A 21,651-nucleotide genomic window follows, 5' to 3' on the forward strand; every position below is an offset into this window, starting at 1 on the left:
GTCAGTACTTCAACAGACTGCCGTCGTCGACCGAGACCGATCGGCGGGAGCGGAAGATGGCCATGATCACGGCCAGGCCCACCACCACCTCGGCGGCGGCGACGACCATCGTGAAGAACGCGAACACCTGGCCGTCCAGGCCGCCGTGCATCCGCGAGAACGTCACGAAGGCGAGGTTCGCGGCGTTGAGCATCAGCTCGATGCACATGAAGACGACGATGGCGTTGCGGCGCAGCAGAACACCGGCGGCGCCGATGGTGAACAGGGCCGCGGACAGGTACAGGTAGTACTCGGGGTTCATCGGCTCGGCCCGTCGCGGAACTGCCGACTGACCGACGACTCGGCATCGCTGCCGTCGGGGAGACGAGCGGGCCGGTCCACACCGTTGTGGCGTGCGTAGACCCCCGGGCTCGGCAGCGGTGTCACTCGGTCTCCGAAGCGGAACCTGTCCTGCGACAGCTCCTTCTGGGTTCTGTTGCGGCCGAGAGCGTCTCGGTGGGTCAGCACCATGGCGCCGATCGTGGCGGTGATGAGCAGCGCTCCGGTGAGCTCGAAGGCCCACACGTAGCGTACGAACACCAGCTCGGCGAGCCCCTCGACGTTCGCCGGCGACTGCGCGGTGAAACCGCGGAAGTCGCTCAGCGCGGCGTTGCCGAGCCCCCCGATCAGCAGGATGCCGAAACCGAGACCCACGACGACGGCCGCGATGCGGTGCCCCCGTAGCGATTCGACGAGCGAGTCGGACGAGTCCACCCCCACGAGCATGAGCACGAAGAGGAAGAGCATCATCACGGCGCCGGTGTAGACCACGATCTGGACGACACCGAGGAAGACGGCACCCTGGACGATGTAGAAGATCGCGAGCACCACCATCGTCGATGCCAGGAACAGGGCCGAGTACACGGCTTTCGCCGACGCCACGACGCCCAGCGCGCCGATGAGAGCGAGCGGGGCGAGGATCCAGAAGGCGACGGCCTCGGAGGTCGAGACGATCATCGGTCCGCCTCCCGCCGGGCGGTGACCGACCCGCGGTAGTAGTCCTCGTCGGTGGCGCCGTCGGCCATGGCGTGCGGGGGCGCGTCCATCCCCTCGGCGAGCGAGGCCAGCAGATCGGTCTTCTCGTAGATCAGATCGGCACGATTGTCGTCGGCCATCTCGTACTCGTTGGTCATGGTCAGGGCGCGGGTGGGGCACGCCTCGATGCACAGACCGCAGCCGATGCACCGCAGGTAGTTGATCTGGTAGACGCGCCCGTACCGTTCACCGGGCGAGTACCGCTCGTGCTCCGTGTTGTCCGCACCCTCGACGTAGATGGCGTCGGCGGGGCACGCCCACGCGCACAGTTCGCAGCCGATGCACTTCTCCAGGCCGTCCGCGTAGCGATTGAGCTGGTGACGGCCGTGGTACCGCGTCGCCGTCGGCACCTTCTCCTCCGGATACGACTCGGTCTCCGGCTTCTTGAACATGGTGGCGAACGTGACGCCGAAACCCTTGACAGGACCCAGGAATTCAGGCATCGGTCGTCTCCTTGGTGATGGGTCGAGGGCGGGCCGGACCGGGTGAGCGGTCCGGCATCGGAGGCACGGGGAACCCGCCCGCCGCGGCATCGATCCCCTGCTGGTCCGCCGTCGCACCGGAGTGGGTCCGTTCCAGGCGCCCACGCCGTAGCGTCCGGGCGAGCACGGCGATCAGGGCGGCGGTGTACAGCAGTGACACCACCACGGTGACCGGCCGGACGTGCGGGGAGTCGAGGAGGAGGACGCGCACGGCCGCGATGACCATGATCCACAGCAGCGCAGCGGGAATGAGCACCTTCCACCCGAAGTTCATGAACTGGTCGTAACGCAGGCGCGGCAGGGTGCTGCGGAGCCAGACGAAGACGAACAGGAAGCCCCACACCTTGATCGTGAACCAGAGAACGGGCCACCAGCCCTGATTCGCGCCGTCCCACAGGCTGATCGGGAAAGGGGCGCGCCAGCCGCCGAGAAAGAGCGTGGTCGCGAGCGCCGAGACGGTGACCATGTTGACGTACTCCGCGAGCATGAACATGGCGAACCGGAGCGAGGAGTACTCGGTGTGGAATCCGCCGACCAGTTCGCCCTCCGCCTCGGGGAGGTCGAACGGCGCACGGTTGGTCTCGCCCACCATCGAGGTGATGTAGACGAGGAACGACGGCAGCAGCATCACGACGAACCACAGGCGCTCCTGCGAGGCGACGATGCCGGACGTCGACATGGTGCCCGCGTAGAGGAACACGGCCGCGAAGCTCAGGCCCATGGCCACCTCGTACGAGATCACCTGTGCGGTCGAGCGAAGTGCTCCCAGAAGCGGATACGTGGAACCGGACGACCACCCGGCCAGGACGATGCCGTACACACCGATCGAGGTCACCGCGAGGATGTAGAGCACGGCGACGGGCATGTCGGTGAGCTGGAGCGGCGTGATGTGCCCGAACACGGAGACGGTGGGGCCGAACGGGATCACGGCGAAGGCCATGAAGGCGGGGACGACAGAGATGATCGGTGCCAGCAGGTAGATCGGACGGTCCACGCCCCTCGGGACGATCCCCTCCTTCAGGGCGAGCTTCACACCGTCGGCGAGGCTCTGCAGGATGCCCCACGGCCCGACCCTGTTGGGGCCGATGCGCATCTGCATCCAGGCCATGACCTTGCGCTCGGCGTAGATCGCGATGAGCGGTGTCAGCACGAGGAAGCCGAAGACGGCGAGCGCCTTGGCGACGACCAGCCACAGTGGGTCGATCCCGAAGACGGAGAGGTCGGTCATGACGGTGCTCCTGCCGAGAGACGCACGACGGCGCCGGGTGCGACGTGGAGGGACGCACTCACCCGGGACGGTGCGGAGTTCCACGGCAGCCAGACCACGTGGTCCGGCATGGCGGTGACGCGGAGCGGCAGCGTGATCGACCCCGAGTCGGTGGAGACGGTCAGTGGCTCACCGTCGGACACCCCGGTGTCGGCCGCGGTCGCGGGCGACAGCCGGGCGACGGGGGTCCGCGCCGTGCCGGCGAGATCGGTCTCCCCGTCCTGCATCCGCCCGGCGTCGAGCAGCATCCGCCAGCCGGCCAGGACGGCGGTTCCTGCGCCGAGGGCGGTCGGAGACGCGCTGCCGCGATTCGGAACGTCGGGAGTCCCGGGTGCCGACCCGGCCGCGTCGAGTTCGCGGCGTGCCGCGTCGGCGTCCGGCAGTCCGAGGCGGTGACCCATCTCGGTGGCGATCGCGTCGAGGACCCGCAGGTCGGCCATCATGGACGGCGTCGGGAGTGCTGCTCCGAACGTGCGCCGGCGGCCTTCCCAGGTGGTGAACGATCCGGCCTTCTGCGCGACGGCGGCGACCGGGAACACGACGTCGGCTCGGTCGGTCACCTCGCTGCTGCGCAGGTCCAGTGCGACGACGAAGGGGGCTCGGTCGAGCGCGGCGCGGGCCGCGTCGGGATCGGGGAGGTCGTCGAGCTCGACACCGGCCACGACGAGCGCGCGGAGGTCGGCGCCGAGGATGCCGACCGTGTCCCGTCCCGGTGTCGCCGGCAGATCGTCGACACCCCACGCCGCGGCCACCGTGTGCCGAGCCGCGGGGTCGTCCACCCGGCGACCACCGTGCAGGAGGGTGGGGAACGCACCCGAGTCGAGGGCGCCGCGGTCGCCGGCACGGCGGGGGATCCACGCGACGCGGGCGCCGGTGGTGTCGGCGGTGCGCGCGACCGCGGCGAGGGTGCCGGGGCTCGACGCCGCGCGCTCGCCGACGAGGATCACCGCGCCCGGCACGCGCAGCTGCTCGAGCACGTCCGGGTCCGCCAGCCCCGCGGCCTCCGTCCCCGGCACCGTGGGACGCACGTCGGCTCTCAGCTTCGTGCTGCCGGGCGACGCGAAGGTCGCCAGTGTCAGTACGCGAGTGTGCCCCCCGCGCACTGCCTTCCGCAGGCGGAGGAAGACGATGGGGCTCTCCTCCTCCGGTTCGAAGGACACGAGGACGACGATCGGTGCGGCCTCGAGTGCGGCGTACGTGACGTCGATCCCGCGGCCGGCCACCCGAGCGGACAGGAAGTCGGTCTCCTCCTCGGACGTCGGGCGGACCCGGAAGTCGATGTCGTTGGAACCCAGCGCTATCCGCGCGAACTTGCTGTAGGCGTACGCGTCCTCGACGGTGAGACGGCCACCGGTGAGCACCGCGGCGTGTCCGTGGGCCTCCGTCAGGCCGCGAGCGGCCACCGCCAGGGCCTCCGACCACGACGCGGGCTCGAGGGTGGTTCCGCGTCGGACCAACGGGGTGTCGAGGCGATCGGGCAGCGTGCCGTACGCGAACGCCCAGCGGCCCTTGTCGCAGCTCCATTCCTCGTTGACCTCGGGATCGTCGCCGGCCAACCGACGCAGGACCTTTCCGCGGCGATGGTCCGTGCGCTGGGCGCACCCACTGGAGCAGTGCTCGCAGACGCTGGGAGTCGACACCAGGTCGAAGGGCCGCGCCCGGAAACGGTAGGCGGTGTTGGTGAGTGCCCCCACCGGACAGATCTGCACGGTGTTGCCGGAGAAGTACGACTCGAACGGCTCGGCGCCGTAGATGCCGACCTGTTGCAGCGCACCGCGTTCGAGCAGGTCGATGAACGGGTCACCGGCGATCTGCTCGGAGAAACGCGTGCACCGGGCGCAGAGAACGCAGCGCTCCCGGTCCAGCAGGACCTCGGTCGACAGCGGGATCGGCTTGGGGTACGTGCGTTTGGTCTCCGTGAACCGCGACTCGGTGCGGCCGGTGGACATGGCCTGGTTCTGCAGCGGGCACTCACCGCCCTTGTCGCACACCGGGCAGTCCAGCGGATGGTTGATCAGGAGCAGTTCCATCACTCCGCGCTGCGCCTTCTCGGCGATCTCCGAGCTGTGCTGCGTCCGGATCACCATGCCGTCGGACACCGTGGTGGTGCACGACGCCAGGGGCTTGCGTTGGCCCTCGACGTCGACCAGGCACTGCCGGCACGCGCCGACCGGGTCGAGCAGTGGGTGGTCGCAGAACCGCGGGATCTGCACACCGAGCATCTCGGCCGCCCGGATGACCAGGGTGCCTCTCGGGACCGACATCGGGACACCGTCGAGGGTGATGTCCACCGTCGTCTCGGCGCGCGCGCCGTCGTTCTGCACCGCGGTCATGTCAGTTGTCCTGCCATCAGGGTGGAGAGGTGCGGATCGAAGGGGCAACCACCCTGCTCCACGTGCGCGACGTACTCGTCCCGGAAGTGGGCGATCGACGAGACGATGGGGCTGGCAGCCCCGTCTCCCAACGCGCAGAACGACTTTCCCAGGATGCTGTCGGCGACGTCGAGCAGCTTCTGCAGGTCACCCTCCGATCCGGTGCCGTTCTCGAGGCGCGCGAGTATCTGCACCAGCCAGTAGGTGCCCTCGCGGCACGGGGTGCACTTCCCGCACGATTCGTGCGCGTAGAACTCGCTCCAGCGACGGACCGCGCGGACCACGCAGGTCGTCTCGTCGAAGATCTGGAGTGCTTTCGTACCGAGCATCGATCCCGCGGCACTCACGCCCTCGTAGTCCAGCGGGACGTCGAGGTGCTCGGCCGTGAAGATCGGGGTGGAGGATCCGCCCGGTGTCCAGAACTTCAGCGTGTGCCCGGCGCGGACACCGCCCGCGTGCTCGAGCAACTCGCGCAACGTGATGCCGAGCGGCGCCTCGTACTGTCCGGGGCGGGTGACGTGGCCGGAGAGCGAGTACAGGGTGAAGCCGGGTGACTTCTCACTGCCCATCGAGCGAAACCACTGCGTCCCGCGCGCCAGGACCGTCGGCACACTCGCGATGGACTCGACGTTGTTGACGACGGTCGGGCTCGCGTAGAGCCCCGCCACGGCGGGGAACGGTGGCCGCAGCCGGGGCTGGCCGCGGCGCCCCTCGAGGGAGTCGAGCAGTGCGGTCTCCTCGCCGCAGATGTAGGCGCCCGCCCCCGCATGGACGACGAGGTCCAGATCGAACCCGGAGCCCTGGATGTCCGTGCCCAGGTACCCCGCGGCGTAGGCCTCGGCGACCGCGGCCTGCAGCCGCCGCAGCACCGGCACCACCTCACCGCGGAGGTAGACGAACGCGTGCGACGAGCGGATGGCGTACGCCGCGATCACGATGCCTTCGACCAGCGCGTGCGGTGTTGCCATCAGTAGCGGCATGTCCTTGCACGTGCCCGGCTCCGACTCGTCGGCGTTCACCACCAGGTAGTGCGGCACGGTCTGGTCCGCGGGTGTCGGGCCGTCCTGGGGGATGAAGCTCCACTTCGTGCCGGTGGGAAAACCGGCGCCGCCGCGACCACGCAGGCCGGAGTCCTTGACCGTGCCGATGACCTCGTCGGGTGTCATCGCCAGGGCTGCAGCGAGTCCGTCGTACCCGCCGTGGCGGCGGTAGGTGTCCAGAGTCCAGGACTCGGGCTCGTCCCAGTAGCGGCTCAGAACCGGGGTGAGTGTCACGGCCGGGCCTCCTTCGCTGCAGTGCCGTCCGGGTGGGGCACCTCGGCCGACGGGGCGGGCGCGGGCTTGTCCGGGGTGGAGTCCGTCGGCGGCTCGGCTGCCGCCGCCGCGTCGGGTTCCGCGTGATCGGGGGCGCGCATGTCCTTCTCCCGCGCGACACGCAGGCCTGCCAGCGTCGCCTCGCCGGCGGTCGGTGCGTCGAGCGCGCCGGGCCGGGTGTCGGGAAAGCCCGCCAGGATGCGCGAGGTCTCGCGGAAGGTGCACAGGGTCGCCCCGCGCGTCGGGGTGACCGGGCGCCCGGCGCGGAGTTCGTCGACCAGCGTGCGCGCCGACTCGGGAGTCTGGTTGTCGAAGAACTCCCAGTTCACCATCACCACCGGTGCGTAGTCGCAAGCGGCGTTGCACTCGATGTGTTCGAGCGTCACGGTGCCGTCCGTGACGCCGTCGAGGTGGTCGACGAGGGCCTCGTGGACGGCGTCCCCGCCCATCACGGCGCAGAGAGTGTTGGTACACACGCCGACGAGGTAGTCGCCTGTCGGCTCGCGGCGGTACATCGAGTAGAACGTCGCCACCGCCGCGACCTCGGCACCCGTGAGGTCGAGTGTGTCCGAACAGAAGTCGATCGCGGCGGGGGTGAGGTACCCGTCCTCGGCCTGGAGCAGATGAAGGATCGGGATGATCGCGGACCGGGCGCGCGGGTAGCGGGCGACGATGGTGGCCGCGTCCGCCTCGAGGCGGGCCAGCACGTCCTCGGGGTAGGTACGCCGGGCGCCGGGTCGCACGAGCTGGACGCGTTCCTCCGGACGGGGTCCGAAGGGTATCGCCACCGGTTCCCGTGTGCTCATCGGTCCACCCCACCCATCACGGGATCGATGCTCGCCACGGACGCGATCACGTCGGACACCATGCCGCCCTCGCACATCGCCGCGACGGCCTGCAGATTGGTGAACGACGGGTCCCGGAAGTGCACCCGATAGGGCCGTGATCCACCGTCGGAGACCATGTGCACACCCAGCTCGCCGCGGGGTGACTCCACCGCGACGTACACCTGTCCCTCGGGCACGCGGATGCCCTCGGTGACGAGCTTGAAATGGTGGATCAGCGATTCCATCGATCCGTCCATGATCTTCTGCACGTGCTCGCGGGAGTTGCCCAGTCCGTCGGGGCCCGAGACCAGGTCCGCAGGCCACGCGATCTTCTTGTCCGACACCATCACGGGTCCCGGCGCCAGTCGGTCGAGGCACTGTTCGACGATCTTCAGCGACTCGCTCATCTCGTCGACACGGATGAGATACCGCGCGTAGCAGTCACTCTCCTGTTCGGTGATCACGGCGAACTCGTAGGTCTCGTAGCCGCAGTAGGGCTCCGCGCGACGGAGATCGTGGGGTAACCCCGTGGCACGCAGCACCGGACCGGTGATCCCGAGCGCCATGCACCCGGTGAGATCGAGATACCCGATACCGCGGGTCCGACCCTTCCAGATGGGGTTGTCGTCCAGCATCGCGCTCATGTCGCGCAGGCGGATCGGCAACAGGTGCAGCAGGTCCCGGATCTTCGGCACGGCGTCGTCGGGCAGGTCCATCGCCAGACCGCCCGGCCGGACGAACGCGTGATTCATCCGCAGGCCCGTGATGGTCTCGAAGATGTCGAGGATCAGTTCACGTTCCCGGAATCCGAAGAGCATGGCGGTGACCGCGCCGAGCTCCATGCCGCCGGTGGCCAGAGCGACCAGGTGCGAGGAGATGCGGTTGAGTTCCATCAGCAACACCCGGATCACGGTCGCGCGTTCCGGCACGTCGTCGGTGATGCCGAGCAGCTTCTCCACGCCGAGGCAATACGCCGTCTCGTTGAAGAAGGGCGACAGGTAGTCCATCCGCGTCACGTAGGTGACGCCCTGCGTCCAGTTCCGGTACTCGAGGTTCTTCTCGATACCGGTGTGCAGGTAGCCGATTCCGCACCGCGCCTCGGTGACGGTCTCCCCCTCGATCTCGAGGATGAGGCGGAGGACCCCGTGCGTGGAAGGGTGCTGCGGTCCCATGTTGACGACGATGCGCTCCTCACCGGCAGTGCCGGCGAGGTCGACGATCTCGTCCCAGTCCTGGCCCGACGCGGTGTAGACGGTCGGCGTGGTGTGATCCTTCTCGAGTGTCATCAGTTGTACGACCTGCGCTGATCGGGGGGCGCGATCCGCGCGCCCTTGAACTCGACCGGGATGCCGCCCAGCGGGTAGTCCTTGCGCTGCGGGTGTCCCACCCAGTCGTCGGGCATCTCGATGCGTGTCAGGGACGGGTGCCCGTCGAACTCGATGCCGAAGAAGTCGTACGTCTCGCGCTCGTGCCAGTCGGTGGTGGGGTAGATGCCGCACAGCGACGGAATGCGCGGGTCGGACTCCGGCACAGACACTTCGAGACGCAACCGACGACCGTGCGTGATGGACTGCAGATGGTAGACGGCGTGCAGTTCGCGTCCGGTCTCGCCGGGCTGGTGGACGCCACTGACGCCGAGACACAGTTCGAAGCGGAGTGCCTCGTCGTCGCGTAGCGCGGACGCGACAGCGGGGAGGTGCGTACGCGCGATGTGCAGAGTCAGCTCACCGCGGTGGAGCACGGCACGCTCGACGGCGTCGTCCCAGCGTTCGCCCCGAGCCGTGAGCGCCGACTCCAGTGCGTCCGCCACGACGTCGTGGTCCCCACCGAACGGTCGACTCGCGTTGTCGTGTCGGGGTTTCGGCGGCGCCAGTCGGCCGTAACCCGACGTGTCGCCCGAACCGCGCACTCCGAACATGCCCCGCGCTCTCATCGCAGCAGCGTCTTCGCGTCGATGACGGACGGAGAACTCAGCGCGGCCTTCTCGGTCTCGGCAATGGCCCTCTCGCGGTCGACGCCCAGCGGCATCGCCTGGATCGACGCGTGCAACTGCAGGATGGCGTTGATCAGCATCTCGGGCCGCGGCGGACAACCGGGCAGATAGATGTCGACCGGTACCACGTGGTCGACGCCCTGCACGATGGCGTAGTTGTTGAACATTCCTCCCGAGGACGCGCAGACACCCATCGCCAGAACCCATTTGGGCTCGGCCATCTGGTCGTACACCTGCCGGAGCACTGGCGCCATCTTCTGGCTCACCCGGCCCGCGACGATCATGAGATCGGCCTGGCGGGGGGAGGCGCGGAAGGCTTCCATACCGAATCGGGCGAGATCGAACCGGCCTGACGTCGTCGACATCATCTCGATCGCACAGCACGCCAGTCCGAAGGTCGCGGGCCACAGAGACCCCTTACGGGCGAAGCCGGCGAGGCCTTCGACAGTGGTCAGCAGAAAGCCGCTCGGCAGCTTCTCTTCCAATCCCATGCGATCACTTCTTCCACGGCGAGTGGATCAGTCCCAGCTGAGACCTCCACGACGCCACTCGTATGCGTAGGCGACGGAAACGTTGACGATGAACAGGGCCATCGCGGCGAGACCGAACACACCCAGCGCCTCGAAGTGCACAGCCCACGGGTACAGGAACACGATCTCGATGTCGAAGATGATGAAAAGCATTGCGGTGAGGTAGAACTTGACCGGAAAGCGACCGCCGCCGATGTGCTGCGGTGTGGGCTCGACGCCACATTCGTACGCGTCGAGCTTGGCGCGGTTGTATCGCTTCGGTCCCACTTCCGATGCCACGAGGACCGAGAACAGCGCGAAGGCGACCGCGATCGCGCCGAGAACGAGGACCGGCACATATGCGTTCATGCCACTCGAACTCCTGCCCGTGTCGTGGGTTCCGACCGGAACCGCCCTACGCCTCGAGGTGATCTGTGCCACACAGTAGGACTTTTTCGTCGCGATGGGTCCGGTTTGGTGACTCGGGCTCACAATCGTCGCGAATCGGTGATCCCCGGCGTCGTCACAGATCGGAGATCCGGCGTCACAGATCGGAGATCCGGCGGGGCATCAGGCAGAGTTGCGGAGCAGTCCCACCACGGCGCGGCCGAGTTCGAGTGGGTCGATCGGGTGCGACACCGACGCGTCGGCACGCGACCACGTGGCCAACCACGCGTCGTCGGGGCGGCCGGTGAGCACGAGAAGTGGTGGACACGGGTCGATCTCGTCGCGCAGCTGCTTCGCGAGGCCCATCCCGCCGACGGGGGCGCTCTCGCCGTCGAGGATCACCAGATCGACACCGCCGCGATCCAGGTGCTCGATCACGACGGGCGCCGTCGCCACGTCGAGATACTCGATCTCGGGCAGGTCGGGGTGCGGGCGACGGCCCAGCGCCTGGTGGACGAGCGCCCGCGTGGACGCGTGGCTGCTGTAGATCAGCACCGACAACGTTGCGTCCGCCACGGGTGGGACGTTACCCAGTGCGCTTCGCGCCCGTGCGCCTTTTGCGTATGCCTGGATGCGCAAGAGGCGCACAGGCGCGGAGCGCACTACGACCGGTACAGCGACTCCTCGTACGCCGGCCCGTAGTACGCCCGCAGTTCCTCGAGTGATTCCGGCGACTCGGGGATCAGCGTCTTGGAGATCTCGGCGACCGTCGGGAGCACCGACGGATTCCAGGTGTCCGGCTCCCACAGCCGTGACCGCAGGAACGCCTTGGCGCAGTGATGGAAGACCTGCTCGATGTCGACGACGAGCGCGAGGATCGGGCGGTGTCCCTTGACCACGAGGTCGTCGAAGAACGGCGCGTCGGAGATCAACCGCGCGCGGCCGTTGATGCGCAGCGTGTCCCCGCGGCCGGGGACCAGGAAGTCGAGCCCGACGAACGGGTTGCTCAGCACGTTGCGGTACCCGTCCATCCGCTTGTTGCCGGGCCGTTCCGCCAGCGCGATGGTGGCGTCGTCGAGGACGTGCACCAGCGAGCCGGGCGGGTCTCCCTTCGGCGAGACGTCGCACCGTCCGGTCTCGTCGGAGGTGGCCACCAGGCAGAACGGCGAGGCCGCGAGGAAGTCACGGTCGAGCGGATGCAGCCGGGGGCGATCCTTGTGGGCGGCGCGGAAGCTCGGCGTGCCGAACATCGCCGTCAGCGCCTGGCCGTCGGTCACCTGCGTCCACGTCACGACGCGTCCTCCACCGGGAGTGCCGGGAGATTCTGCTCGATCTGCTCCCGCGTCGGCTCGAGCCACGGCGGCAGCTTCAACGAGCGCCCGAGTTCGAGCAGTGGCTCGTCGACGTCGAATCCCGGTGCCTCGGTCGCGATCTCGAACAGCACGCCGCCCGGTTCCCGGAAGTAGATCGACTGGAAGTACTGCCGGTCCAGGATCTCGGTGACGTGCGCGCCGCTGTCGATCAGCTCGGTGCGCCAGGCGGTGAGCGTCTCGTGGTCGGGCGCACGGAAGGCGACGTGGTGAACGGTGCCGCCTGCCTGCAGACCACGGTCGCTGCGGTCGGTGACGACGTCGACCAGCGCGCCCGCGCCGCCCGCGGCCATGGCGAAGCGCGCGCTCGCGGCACCGTCCGCGGCGACGGTCATGCTCATCCGGTCGGTGAGCAGCTCGGCTGTCGCGTCGAGTGTCGTCTCGGTGAGGGTGACCGAGTGCAGTCCGCGCACCGCGTGTTCGGTGGGCACCGATGCCACGCCGTCCCAGCCGGAGCGGGTGTCCCCGTCGGAGGCGATCAGGTCGAGGACCATGCCGTCGTGGTCGTACAGGCGCAGGACCTCGTCGTCGCCGCGGGTCACCGGCGCCTCGACGCGCACGTTCAGCTCCCGGAGCCGGTCGTGCCAGAAGGACCGCGACGAGCCCGGAACGCTGAACGCCGTCGAGGTGGCCAGACCCGTTCCTTGCCGCCCTCGCTCGACGTCCTTCCACGGGAAGAAGGTGATGAGGGACGACGGGCTCCCGTGCTCGTCGCCGTAGTACAGGTGGTACGTGCCGGGGTCGTCGAAGTTGACGGTCTGCTTCACCAACCGCAGGCCGAGAACGCGCGTGTAGAACTCCACGTTCCGGCCGGGGTCCGACGCGATGGCGGTGACGTGGTGAAGACCGAGAGGAGCGAGTGTCGTCATGGGACCATCGTCCTACGTGTGCGCCGATATCTCCGTGAAAGGGATGCAGTGACCGAAACGAACGATGCCTGGCCTGAACTCCTCGTGGACTCGTGGCAGGACACCCGCGACACCGTGCACATGTGGACGCAGATCGTCGGCAAGGTGCGCATGGCTCTGGCGCCACCGCTCAACCACTGGTGGGGAGTGACGTCCTACGTCGATGCGTCCGGACTCACCACCTCGCTCATGCCGTACCGCGGCGGCGGAGTAGAGATCCGCTTCGACTTCCTCCGACACCGGCTGACCATCGAGACCACGTGGGGCGACGCACGCGAGATGGAGTTGCGGCCGCGCACGGTCGCGGACTTCCACGACGAGTTCTTCGCCCACCTCGACGCGCTCGGGGTCCACGTCTCGATCATGGGCTCCCCTGTCGAGGTCGACCCGTCGATCCCGTTCGCCGAGGACACCGTGCATGCCAGCTACGACGCCGAGGCGATGACGCGATACTGGCGCTCGCTGGTGTCGGCGCATCGGGTGTTCTCCGCGTTCCGCGGCGGGTTCCGCGGGAAGTCCAGTCCGTCCCATTTCTTCTGGGGGGCCTTCGACCTGGCGGTGACCCGGTTCTCGGGTCGCCCCGCGGCGCAGCATCCGGGAGGGGTGCCCAACTGCCCCGACTGGGTGATGCACGAGGCCTACAACGAGGAGGTGTCGAGCGCCGGGTACTGGCCCGGCGGGGCGTCGGAGGGCATCTTCTACTCGTACGCCTACCCGCAACCCGACGGCTTCGACACCGCGGCCGTCGAGCCGGCGCAGGCGTACTTCGATCGCGATCTCGGCGAGTTCGTGCTCCCCTACTCGGCGGTGCGGAAGGCCGAGGACGGCGACGCCCTGCTGCGCGAGTTCCTCGAGAGCACTGCACGCATCGCCGCGGACCTCGCGGAGTGGCCCGCTGGTCAGGGCAGGATCGAGTCCACGTAGCCGCCGTCGACTCGCAGTGCGCCGCCCGTGGTGGCCGACGCGAGAGGTGAACTGAGGTAGACCACCATGTTGGCGATCTCCTCGGGCTCGATGAGTCGCTGGATCAGGCTCTGCGGGCGGTACTTCACCATGAACTCGTGCTGCGCCTCGTCCCACGGCAACTCGTCGCCCACCAGATCGCGGACGAAGGTCTCGACACCTCCCGTGTGTGTCGGTCCGGCGATGACGGAGTTGACGGTCACGCCCGAGCCGGCCGCCTCCTTCGCGAAGCCGCGCGACACCGCGAGCAGCGCGGTCTTGGACATGCCGTAGTGGATCATCTCGGCCGGAATCACGACGGCCGAGTCGCTGGCGATGGACAGGATCCGGCCCCAGCCGCGGTCCTTCATGCCCGGGAGGTAGGCGCGGATCAGACGCACGGCGGCGAGGACGTTGACCTCGAAGTAACGGCGCCACTCGTCGTCATCGATCTCCAGAGCCGGTGTGGCGCCGAAGATTCCGAGGTTGTTCACCAGGACGTCGACGTCGGGGTGCGCCTGCACCAGGGCGCGTGTGCCGTCCTCCGTGCTGACGTCCGCCGGGGCCGCCACGGCCGTCGCGTCGGGTACCTCCGCGGTGAGGCGGTCGATAGCCGCACCGACGGACGCGTCGGACCGGCCGTTGATCAGCACGGTCGCTCCCGCTCGGGCGAGGCCGACGGCGATGGCGTAGCCGATGCCCTGCGTGGAACCTGTGACGAGGGCTGTCCGGCCGCTCAGATCGATCTGCATGTGTCCTCCTGGTGTCAGGTACGGGTCAGCAGCATCGGCAGATGGTCTATTCCTGCCTCCAGATAGTTCGGCCCGGTGCGCACGAAGCCGAGGCGCCCGTACCACTCCTCCAGGTAGGCCTGGGCGGAGATCGCGACGTCGGTGCCCGCGAACTCGATCGCCGCCCGCACCAGGTCGGCGGCCAGCCCGCGTCCGCGTGCCGCCGACGCCGTGGCGACGCGGCCGATGTGGGCCGGCACCTCGTCCTGCAGCACCCGCAGTGTCGCGAGCACGTCGCCGTTCGGCTCCTCCGACCAGAACAAGGTGGTCGTGGGTTCGAGATCGCGCCCGTCGATCTCCTGCTCGCCGACGATGCCCTGCTCGTGGACGAACACCTCGGTGCGCAACTGCAGGACGCGGTACAGCGCAACGGGATCGACGTCTCGAACGGTAGCGTGATGGATGCTGGTCACCGCACCACTATCCCAGTGCCGTGAACCCCACCGGATCCGAGAGCAGGGTCGCGACGGTGGACAGGAACTTCGAGCCCTGTTCGCCGTCGACGAGCCGGTGGTCGAACGACAGGCTGAGGGTCGTGACGTGTCGCAGCGCGATCTCCCCGCGGTACTCCCACGGCTGACGCCGGACGGCCCCGAAGCACAGGATGGCGGCCTCGCCGGGCGTGAGGATCGGGGTGCCCGAATCGATGCCGAACACGCCGATGTTGGTGATCGTGATCGTTCCGTCGGCCAGCTCCGCCGGACCGGTCTTCCCCTCCTTGGCGACGGCCGTGAGCGCGGACAGCGACGAGCACAGGTCGCGGAATCCGAGGGTCTGTGCGTTCTTGATGTTGGGAACCATCAGCCCGCGCGGTGTCGCCGCGGCGATACCGAGGTTCACGTACTTCTTGGTGACGATCTCGTTCGCCGCCTCGTCCCACGACGAGTTGAGGCTCGGGTGCTCCCGGACACCGATGAGCAGGGCCTTCGCGACGAGAGCGAGCGGCGTCACGCGGACACCGGCCAGCAGTGAGCTCGCCTTCAGCTCGTCGAGCAGCTCCATCATCGGCGTGACGTCGACGGTGACGAACTCGGTGACGTGCGGCGCGGTGAAGGCGCTGCGCACCATGGCCTCGGCGGTGTGCTTGCGGACGCCCTTGATCGGCGTGCGCTCCTCGTCCGTGAGCGGGGCGGAGGAGACGGCCAGGTCGTCGCGGGTCACGTTGCCGTGCGGCCCCGTCGGGGCCACGGTCGCGAGATCGATACCGCGATCGCGCGCCTCCTTGCGTACCGGCGGCGCGGCCAGGGGCCGTCGACTCGACGTCTCCTCCGCGACTCCGTAGCCGACGAGGACGGGCGTCCGCGTCGGCGCGGCTTCGACCGTCTCGGTCTCCGCCTTCTCGACCGACGGCTCGGGACGCGCGTCGGCTGCCGCCTCGTCGGTGGTAGCCGGACCGGCAGTGTCGGCCGGGGCCGGACCCGCCACCTCGATGTCGAGGAACGGTGCGCCCACGTCGATGGTGGTGCCCTCCTCGGCGTGCCGCGCCACGACCACCCCGGCGTAGGGAGACGGCAGTTCGACGGACGCCTTCGCGGTCTCGACCTCGGCGATGGTCTGGTTGAGGGTGATGGTGTCGCCGACGTCGACCGACCAGGTGAGCAGCTCGGCGTCGGCGAGCCCCTCGCCGAGGTCCGGCAGCAGGAATGTCTTGACCGTGGACATGGCGGATGCTCCTCGTGAGTGCACTCGTGAACGCTGTGTGTCAGGTCACACAATCACCACACCGCACAGTGCGCAAGAGACAACCGAGCGAGTGAGCACGATGACCAACGGCAGCGGTCGAGCGAGGCAGTCGGTGGTGCACCGTGCGTCAGCGCAGTGCGGCCACGATCTCGCGCGCGGTGTTCTCGTGACTCGCCGCCGTGGGATGCAGGGGCGCCACCGCGTCGGGCGACGTCGGCACCGCGCCGACCATCCAGCTGTCGGCGGCGCACACGTCGTGGTCGCGGGTGGTCGGCGCGAGGTCGACGAACGTGGCGTCGTGCGCGGCGGCGGCCCGACTCATGACGGCGTTGAGCTGATCGATGCGGGCCTGTAGGTAGGTCGCGTCCGCGGGCCGCACGGGTTGCGAGTCGAGGCAGCCGCCGGGCCTGATGCCGGTGGGATACCCGACCATCACCACCTGCGCGGCCGGCGCCCGGCCGGCGATCTCGTCGAGGATCGAGTCGTACGTCGCGGCGAACGCCTCGATACGGTCGCTGTAGACGTCCGGGCGATCGGAGCACGACGGCGTCAGGGGAGCCGGAAGCAGGCTGATGCAGCCGGCCGCGAGCTGAACCAACTGGATGTCGTTCCCGCCGATGCCGAGGGTGACCAGCGTGGTGTCCGCACCGAGCGCGTCGAACTGCGGCGCGGCGACTCCGCCGCCGAGTCCGGTCTGCGGACCGGTGAGGTTCGTGCTCTCCGCCGAGCCGCAGGTCACGTCGCGCACCGTGTCGATGCCGAGTTCGCGAGCGACCAGCGTGGGGTAGTTCACCGCGGACCGACCGCAGATCCCGGACGGTGTCTGCGGTGCTATTCCGCTTCCGGCCGAGAACGAATCACCCAGTGCGACATAGGCACCGGGTTCCGGTGCGGCGGTCGCAGGAGCCGCGCACAGAGCGGCGGCGGCGGACGCGGCCACTGCCGCGGTGAGGAATCGTCGTGTCGACATGCGCGGTGTCCTAGTCGGCGTCGTTCGTCGCTTCCGACTCCGCGACGTCGGGAGCGTTCTCTCGCGTCGCCATACCGCCGGCGCCGCCCTGATCGGCGGGTCCGGGTCGGCCGCCCTTGGGCTCGTCGGTGGAGTCGTCCTTCGTCGTCTTCTCGGCCATGGGCTCAGCGTAAACGGCCGTGGCGCCGCCGGACGTCGAAAGGTCGGGACCGGGTACGCGCATCCCCACCGCCGCCAGCTCGAGCGCTGCGAGCGAGCGGACCACGGCGGGGTCGCCCGCGCGCCAGGCGCCGGCGGGATCGGCATGGATGTCGGTCAGTTCCGTCAGCGGTCGCCGGGCGAGAGCACGCAGCGCGAAGAGATCGAGGTCGGCGCCGGACCGGAGCAGCGCCGCCGCGGCGGTGGCCTGCCGGGCGAAACGGATCCGCCGCGGGAGCCACAGGAGAAGCAGCGCGACGATGGGGAGCAGGGCGACGGTGACGCCGAGGAACGTCGCCAGCGCCTCGACCGCCGCGACCTGCGCCTCACCCGCACCACGTAGTGCGGCGCCGGCGTCCCCGGCCCGGTCGAACGGCGTGCGGACGTCGTCACCGATGAGCGGGACCGACGACACCCGTTCGCCCGCGGACCGCAGGTTGTTCTCCAGTCCGCTTCCGGCGTCGGCGATCTCGCGTCCGGGCGCAGCCAGCGCCATCACCGCGTCGTGCAGCGCCAGGCCCACCCGGACCCAGACGATCGTCCACACCGCGACCACCACGTCGGCGACCACCTGACGGGTCCGGCGGGCGGGTAGCTCCGAGTAGAGAGTCATCACACGGACTCCGACCAGACGCCCGTCGCGAGGAAGTGGTCGATGCAGGCGCGGTGTGCGTCGGGGTTCATGCCGTGGCTCGTCACCCAGGCGTCGTCGTAGTAGGTGCCCTCGTAGCGCTCTCCCCCGTCGCACAGCAGCGTGACGATGCTGCCCTGCTCTCCGCGAGCTTTCATGTCCGCTGCCAACCGGAACGCGCCGACGAGGTTGGTCCCGGTGGATCCACCGGCGTGCAGGCCCGTCACCTGATCGAGCATGCGGACGGCCGCCACCGAGGCGGCATCGGGAATCTGCATCATGTGCTCGATGACGGCGGGGACGAAGGACGGCTCGACGCGGGGCCGACCGATTCCCTCGATGCGCGATCCGGTGCCGACGGCGCCGCGGGTGTCGTCGCGCCATGCCTCGAAGAACGCGGATCCCTCGGGGTCGACGACGCACACCCGGGTGGGCACGCGCCGGTAGCGGCAGTACCGGCCGATGGTCGCGCTGGTGCCACCGGTGCCGGCGCCGACCACCACCCAGGTGGGGACGGGGAACCGTTCGAGGGCCATCTGATCGAAGATGGAGGCGGCGATGCTGTTGTTGCCACGCCAGTCGGTGACCACCGACGCATTGGTGAACTGGTCGAGATACAGCCAGTCCCTCTGCGCACCCAGTTCCTCCGCGACGTCGTACACGGCACCCGAGTGCTCGACGAGGCGACAGATGCCGCCGTAGCGCTCGATCAGCGCGATCTTCGTCGGGCTGGTGGTGGCCGGCATGACCGCGACGAACTCGAGGCCGACGAGCCGGGCGAAGTACGCCTCCGACACGGCGGTCGACCCGGACGACGCCTCGACGAGCGTGGTGCGGGGCCCGATGTCCCCGTTGGCCAGGCCGAAGAGGAAGAGCGACCGTGCGAGCCGATGCTTGAGCGATCCGGTGGGGTGGACCGACTCGTCCTTGAGGTAGAGATCGATGCCCCACTCGGTGGGCAGTGGGAAGGGATGCAGATGAGTGTCCGCGCTGCGGTTCGCGTCGGCCTCGACGATGCGCAGTGCGTTCTCCACCCAGGAACGGTCCTCGATTCTCATGACGGTCATTCTGTCCGACGCGAGGCCCCGCTCGGTGGTTGACTGCGGTGGTCAGGGGGAACTCGACCTGTCGAGCCCCCACCTTCACGAGAGGCACCTGTGACGACCGCATACATCAATGCCATCTCGACCGCCGTTCCCGAGCACGACGTCCACGACGACTTCGTCGCCTACGCCGACAGCACGTTCACGCTGCGACGTAAGCAATTGCTGTTCCGCCGCATGGCGGATCGCGCGCAGATCTCCCACCGGTGGTCCGCGTTCCCGTCGATCGCCAGTTTCTACGGCGACGATCCCAACGCCGTCGACACGCAGGCGCGGATGCAGGAGTTCGAGCGCACCGCTCCCGGACTCGCCGTTCGTGCCGTCGACGGGCTCGGCCTCGGCGACGCGGCAGCGGACATCACCCATCTCATCGTCCTGACGTGTACCGGGTTCTACACTCCGGGAATCGATTTCGAGATCATGAAGCAGTGCGGCGTGCCCACCACGGCAGAGCGCACCCAGGTCGGTTTCATGGGCTGCTTCGCCGGCATCAACGGTCTCAAGCTCGCCCACCACATCGTGCGCTCCGAGCCCGCCGCGAAGGTGCTCGTGGTCAGCGTCGAACTGTGCTCGCTGCACATGCAGCAGACCGACGATCTCGAGACGATGCTGTCGTTCCTGGTGTTCGGCGACGGCGCCGCGGCCGTGCTGGTCACTGCCGAGTCCACCGGTCTGGCCATGGACTCCTTCCAGGCCCTCATGATCGAGGACTCCCGCGACCTCATCACCTGGCGCATCGGCGGCATGGGGTTCGACATGGTGCTCTCCGGCAGGGTGCCGGGCTCGTTGTCGCGCGCGTTGGACGAGACCACGATGAAGACGGTGCTCTCGGGGGCGGAGACGTCGTCGATCGACCTGTGGGCCGTGCATCCCGGTGGTCGCTCGATCCTCGATGCGGTGGAGGGCGCGCTGCACCTCGACGCGGACGCTCTGACCTCGTCGCGCCGCGTGCTCGAGAACTACGGCAACATGTCGTCGGCCACCGTGCTGTTCGTGCTCGCGGACATGCTCGAGCGAGGGGACACCGGGTCGGGATGCGCGATGGCGTTCGGCCCGGGACTCACCGCCGAGACCATGCTGTTCCACGCAGCCTGATCACCCTAGCCGTTCGATCGACCCAGCCGTTCCGTCAATTCAGCAGGCGCGTGGCTTCCTCGCGTAGTTCGATCTTGCGGATCTTGCCGGTCACGGTCATGGGGAAGGCATCCATGACGCGCAGGTAGCGCGGGATCTTGTATCGCGCGATGCGGCCGGCGCAGTATGCCCGGAGATCGTCGACGGTCATGGCCGCGGCGCCCTCACGCAGACGGACGCAGGCCATCAGTTCCTCGCCGTACTTGTCGTCGGGCACACCGATGACCTGGGCGTCCAGGATGTCGGGGTGGGAGTACAGGAACTCCTCGATCTCGCGGGGGTAGATGTTCTCGCCGCCGCGGATCACCATGTCCTTGATGCGCCCGGTGATGGCGACGTAGCCGTCGTCGTCCATGGTGCCGATGTCGCCCGTGTGCATCCAGTGCTCGGAATCGAGTGCCTCGGCGGTCTTCTCGGGGTCGTCCCAGTAACCAAGCATCACGGAGTACCCCCGTGTGCACAGTTCACCGGGCTCTCCGCGGGGAACCGTCTCCCCGGTGACGGGGTCGACGATCTTCACCTCGAGATGCGGTCCGACTCGTCCGACCGTGGACACGCGCTGCTCGATCGTGTCGTCGGAGCGGGTCTGCAGTGACACCGGGGACGTCTCGGTCATCCCGTAACAGATGGAGACCTCCGCCATTCCCATGACGTCGATGACCTGCTTCATCACCTCGGTGGGACAGGGTGATCCGGCCATGATGCCCGTGCGCAGCGACCGAAGATCGTGCTCCGCCAGGTCGGGAACGGCCAGTTCCGCGATGAACATGGTGGGAACTCCGTAGAGCGAGGTGCACCGCTCGGCGGAGACCGCGGCCAGTGTCGCTGCCGGATCGAACGACGGTCCCGGGATCACCATGGTCGAACCGTGCGAGGTGCAGGCGAGGTTTCCCATCACCATCCCGAAGCAGTGATAGAACGGCACGGGAATACAGACACTGTCCGCCTCGGTGTAATGGCAGAGCTCGCCGACGAAGTAGCCGTTGTTCAGGATGTTGCGATGGCTCAGCGTGGCGCCCTTGGGGAATCCCGTGGTGCCGGAGGTGTACTGGATGTTGATGGCGTCGTCGGGACCGAGTTCGGCACTGCGACGGTCGAGTTCGTCGACGTCGACGGACGCACCATCGGTGACGAGGCCCGTCCAGTCGTCGGTGCCGATGTAGACGACGTGGGCCAGATCGGTGCACTCGCCGCGCACGGCGTCGATCATCGAGGCGTAGTCCGAGGTGCCGTGTGCCCGGACCGCCACCAGCATGGTGGCGCCGGACTGGTCGAGCACGTACTGCAGCTCGTGCGCACGGTACGCAGGGTTGATGGTCACCAGCACCGCGCCGATCTTCGCGGTGGCGTACTGGACGATGGTCCACTCCGGGCAGTTCGGTGCCCAGATCCCCACGCGATCCCCGCGACGGATTCCGCGAGCGAGCAGGCCGCGGGCGAGATCGTCGACGTCGGATCGCAACTCGTCGTACGTCCACCGGCGACCGGACGCGACGTCCACGAGGGCGTCCGACGAGCCCACCCGCGCGGCGGTGCGATCGAAGTTCCGTCCGATCGTCTCGTCGAGCAGCGGCGTGTCGGTCGGGCCGGACGAGTAGGAAGTCTGCGGTGACAAAGTCGCTCCTCGAGGCTCGGGTACCTCCGCGACGCTAATCCATGGGACAGCCGCCCGTCTGCGGTTTCCCCGATTTCGGTTA

The 21,651-nt window shown here is 68.6% G+C and carries 23 protein-coding genes; 2 read left to right on the plus strand and 21 right to left on the minus strand.

Features of this window, described 5'->3' with window-relative positions; genetic code table 11:
• Position 1 precedes the first annotated feature (1 nt).
• The 14 genes from nuoK to HQ325_RS11375 form a co-directional block, all read right to left on the minus strand.
• Positions 2–301, minus strand: coding sequence for an NADH-quinone oxidoreductase subunit NuoK (nuoK, locus tag HQ325_RS11310; protein WP_222629527.1), 300 nt, complete (start codon positions 299–301; stop codon positions 2–4).
• On the minus strand, positions 298–996 hold the full coding sequence (locus HQ325_RS11315; RefSeq protein WP_222629530.1) for an NADH-quinone oxidoreductase subunit J: 699 nt from the start codon (positions 994–996) through the stop codon (positions 298–300). Before HQ325_RS11315 ends, nuoK begins: the two co-directional genes overlap by 4 nt.
• The gene (gene nuoI, locus HQ325_RS11320; protein ID WP_222629532.1) at positions 993–1,517 is read right to left on the minus strand and encodes an NADH-quinone oxidoreductase subunit NuoI; all 525 of its coding nucleotides are present in this window, start codon (positions 1,515–1,517) and stop codon (positions 993–995) included. Before nuoI ends, HQ325_RS11315 begins: the two co-directional genes overlap by 4 nt.
• Positions 1,510–2,784, minus strand: a complete 1,275-nt coding sequence (gene nuoH / locus HQ325_RS11325) for an NADH-quinone oxidoreductase subunit NuoH (RefSeq protein ID WP_222629535.1) — start codon at positions 2,782–2,784, stop codon at positions 1,510–1,512. Before nuoH ends, nuoI begins: the two co-directional genes overlap by 8 nt.
• Positions 2,781–5,156 (minus strand): NADH-quinone oxidoreductase subunit G, encoded by a 2,376-nt coding sequence (locus HQ325_RS11330; RefSeq protein WP_222629537.1) that lies wholly within the window; start codon positions 5,154–5,156, stop codon positions 2,781–2,783. Before HQ325_RS11330 ends, nuoH begins: the two co-directional genes overlap by 4 nt.
• Positions 5,153–6,469, minus strand: coding sequence for an NADH-quinone oxidoreductase subunit NuoF (gene nuoF / locus HQ325_RS11335; RefSeq protein WP_222629538.1), 1,317 nt, complete (start codon positions 6,467–6,469; stop codon positions 5,153–5,155). The genes HQ325_RS11330 and nuoF overlap by 4 nt, the downstream gene beginning before the upstream one ends.
• Entirely contained in the window at positions 6,466–7,314 is an 849-nt protein-coding gene (gene nuoE, locus HQ325_RS11340; RefSeq protein WP_222629541.1) for an NADH-quinone oxidoreductase subunit NuoE, read from the minus strand. Before nuoE ends, nuoF begins: the two co-directional genes overlap by 4 nt.
• The gene (nuoD, locus tag HQ325_RS11345) at positions 7,311–8,621 is read right to left on the minus strand and encodes an NADH dehydrogenase (quinone) subunit D (RefSeq protein WP_222629543.1); all 1,311 of its coding nucleotides are present in this window, start codon (positions 8,619–8,621) and stop codon (positions 7,311–7,313) included. The genes nuoE and nuoD overlap by 4 nt, the downstream gene beginning before the upstream one ends.
• The gene (locus HQ325_RS11350) at positions 8,621–9,268 is read right to left on the minus strand and encodes an NADH-quinone oxidoreductase subunit C (RefSeq protein WP_222629545.1); all 648 of its coding nucleotides are present in this window, start codon (positions 9,266–9,268) and stop codon (positions 8,621–8,623) included. The genes nuoD and HQ325_RS11350 overlap by 1 nt, the downstream gene beginning before the upstream one ends.
• The gene (locus HQ325_RS11355) at positions 9,265–9,819 is read right to left on the minus strand and encodes an NADH-quinone oxidoreductase subunit B family protein (RefSeq protein WP_027506037.1); all 555 of its coding nucleotides are present in this window, start codon (positions 9,817–9,819) and stop codon (positions 9,265–9,267) included. Before HQ325_RS11355 ends, HQ325_RS11350 begins: the two co-directional genes overlap by 4 nt.
• Before the next feature lie 27 nt (positions 9,820–9,846).
• Positions 9,847–10,206, minus strand: a complete 360-nt coding sequence (locus tag HQ325_RS11360; protein ID WP_027506038.1) for an NADH-quinone oxidoreductase subunit A — start codon at positions 10,204–10,206, stop codon at positions 9,847–9,849.
• 201 nt (positions 10,207–10,407) lie between these two features.
• Positions 10,408–10,800, minus strand: a complete 393-nt coding sequence (locus HQ325_RS11365) for a hypothetical protein (protein ID WP_222629547.1) — start codon at positions 10,798–10,800, stop codon at positions 10,408–10,410.
• 86 nt (positions 10,801–10,886) lie between these two features.
• The gene (locus tag HQ325_RS11370; RefSeq protein ID WP_308014511.1) at positions 10,887–11,516 is read right to left on the minus strand and encodes an MSMEG_1061 family FMN-dependent PPOX-type flavoprotein; all 630 of its coding nucleotides are present in this window, start codon (positions 11,514–11,516) and stop codon (positions 10,887–10,889) included.
• A complete protein-coding gene (locus HQ325_RS11375) occupies positions 11,513–12,463 on the minus strand; it encodes a ring-cleaving dioxygenase (protein WP_222629549.1) in 951 nt (316 codons plus the stop codon). The genes HQ325_RS11370 and HQ325_RS11375 overlap by 4 nt, the downstream gene beginning before the upstream one ends.
• A 48-nt stretch (positions 12,464–12,511) precedes the next feature.
• Here HQ325_RS11375 and HQ325_RS11380 point away from each other — a divergent pair, with 48 nt between their 5' ends.
• Positions 12,512–13,426 carry a DUF5996 family protein gene (locus HQ325_RS11380; protein WP_222629551.1) on the plus strand — a complete coding sequence of 305 codons (915 nt, stop codon included), beginning with the start codon at positions 12,512–12,514 and terminating at the stop codon, positions 13,424–13,426.
• Here HQ325_RS11380 and HQ325_RS11385 read toward each other — a convergent pair.
• The 6 genes from HQ325_RS11385 to HQ325_RS11410 form a co-directional block, all read right to left on the minus strand.
• Positions 13,402–14,196, minus strand: a complete 795-nt coding sequence (locus tag HQ325_RS11385) for an SDR family NAD(P)-dependent oxidoreductase (RefSeq protein WP_222629553.1) — start codon at positions 14,194–14,196, stop codon at positions 13,402–13,404. The genes HQ325_RS11380 and HQ325_RS11385 overlap by 25 nt on opposite strands.
• A gap of 14 nt (positions 14,197–14,210) precedes the next feature.
• Positions 14,211–14,648: a GNAT family N-acetyltransferase gene (locus tag HQ325_RS11390; protein ID WP_222629556.1), complete on the minus strand. Its 438-nt coding sequence runs from the start codon at positions 14,646–14,648 to the stop codon at positions 14,211–14,213.
• A 7-nt stretch (positions 14,649–14,655) separates the two neighbouring features.
• Entirely contained in the window at positions 14,656–15,897 is a 1,242-nt protein-coding gene (locus HQ325_RS11395; RefSeq protein WP_222629558.1) for a dihydrolipoamide acetyltransferase family protein, read from the minus strand.
• Between the two features lie 148 nt (positions 15,898–16,045).
• A complete protein-coding gene (locus HQ325_RS11400) occupies positions 16,046–16,888 on the minus strand; it encodes an SGNH/GDSL hydrolase family protein (RefSeq protein WP_222629561.1) in 843 nt (280 codons plus the stop codon).
• A 10-nt stretch (positions 16,889–16,898) separates the two neighbouring features.
• Positions 16,899–17,702 (minus strand): hypothetical protein, encoded by an 804-nt coding sequence (locus HQ325_RS11405; protein ID WP_222631162.1) that lies wholly within the window; start codon positions 17,700–17,702, stop codon positions 16,899–16,901.
• Complete coding sequence (locus HQ325_RS11410; protein ID WP_261778209.1) at positions 17,699–18,784, minus strand: PLP-dependent cysteine synthase family protein; 1,086 nt, start codon at positions 18,782–18,784, stop codon at positions 17,699–17,701. Before HQ325_RS11410 ends, HQ325_RS11405 begins: the two co-directional genes overlap by 4 nt.
• 90 nt (positions 18,785–18,874) lie before the next feature.
• Between HQ325_RS11410 and HQ325_RS11415 the strand changes: the two genes are divergently transcribed.
• Positions 18,875–19,915, plus strand: coding sequence for a type III polyketide synthase (locus tag HQ325_RS11415; protein ID WP_222629564.1), 1,041 nt, complete (start codon positions 18,875–18,877; stop codon positions 19,913–19,915).
• Positions 19,916–19,949: 34 nt separating this feature from the next.
• Here HQ325_RS11415 and HQ325_RS11420 read toward each other — a convergent pair whose 3' ends face one another.
• Entirely contained in the window at positions 19,950–21,569 is a 1,620-nt protein-coding gene (locus HQ325_RS11420) for an AMP-binding protein (protein ID WP_222629567.1), read from the minus strand.
• Between the last annotated feature and the right edge of the window lie 82 nt (positions 21,570–21,651).

It is taken from the genome of Rhodococcus sp. BP-349, assembly GCF_019835845.1.
In the GTDB taxonomy this organism is placed as follows: domain Bacteria; phylum Actinomycetota; class Actinomycetes; order Mycobacteriales; family Mycobacteriaceae; genus Rhodococcoides.